General features: G+C 62.9%; 2 protein-coding genes. Both read left to right on the top strand.

All coding sequences use genetic code 11. The features are described 5' to 3' along the window. The first annotated feature begins 291 nt into the window (after window positions 1-291). The gene (locus tag MJ783_RS23725; protein ID WP_370651635.1) at window positions 292-483 is read left to right on the top strand and encodes a hypothetical protein; all 192 of its coding nucleotides are present in this window, start codon (window positions 292-294) and stop codon (window positions 481-483) included. Continuing rightward, entirely contained in the window at window positions 480-881 is a 402-nt protein-coding gene (locus MJ783_RS14810; protein ID WP_239311024.1) for a hypothetical protein, read from the top strand. The genes MJ783_RS23725 and MJ783_RS14810 overlap by 4 nt, the downstream gene beginning before the upstream one ends. The last annotated feature ends 56 nt before the right edge of the window (window positions 882-937 follow it).

Raw genomic sequence — 937 nt, 5'->3', positions numbered from 1 at the left:
GGCCGAGCGCCTTCTTCATCGCGTCGGCCCAGCGAGCCTGCTGTGGCCTGGAGTTCACCGGCGTCGGTGTGGCGAGCGGCTGGTAACGCCCGGAGGCGTCCGGCGATAGCATCCGAACATCATCGCGTACCCGCTCCGAGAGCTGTTCGCCCCAGCGCCACCTGCCGGTCCTGGCCATCCTTGGATCAAGGAATATCCGACGACCGACGGAAGCGCATACCACGATATGATCGATGCACGTCCGCTACCACGCGTATCACGGTCACGCTGCCCAGCGACTAGGTCGCCGAACTGAAAAAAATCACAGACAATGTTTCCGGCTACGTCGCCGAGGCTGTCGCACGCCAGATCCGGCACAGGCTGCTCATCGACGAACTGCAGCGCTACCAGGATGAATCCGGCACATTCACGCAGGAGGAACTGGCCGACGCGCGGGCCAGGCTCTTCGACGCCGCCGACGTCACCGAAGACACGACAGCGTGACCAAGCGCATCGAGACGGTTGTCCTGGACCGCGCGGGTCTGTCGGCCTGGATCGTTCAGGACCGCCAGGTCGCCGCCATGATCCAAATCTTCAGCGAATTGGAGTCCGACCTCGTCATCAGCGCCACCACAATCATCGAGGTCAGTCATGCGGGGGTAAACATCCCTCGATTGAACTGGCTGCTCTCGCGGATCAAGGTCGAACCGGTCACCAAGGAGACCGCGAAAGCCTCCGCCCGGCTACTCAAAGAAGCGAATCCGCACGGCCACAGATACGCGATCGACGCCACAGGGGCCGAGGTGGCGCTACGGCAGCCGGGACCAGTCGCCATGCTGACATCGGACGTCGATGACATGTCCAAGCTCTGCGGCGGCCAGGTATATCTGATTGCAACCTAAAGCGACTCCACGCTCCGCACCCGCAGCTGCCGATCGGGCTTGAATCCCTCCAGGGA

The sequence above is a fragment of the Protofrankia sp. Cj3 genome, from assembly GCF_917627355.1.
GTDB lineage: Bacteria > Actinomycetota > Actinomycetes > Frankiales > Frankiaceae > Protofrankia.
This window is presented reverse-complemented; position numbering and strand designations above follow the sequence as displayed.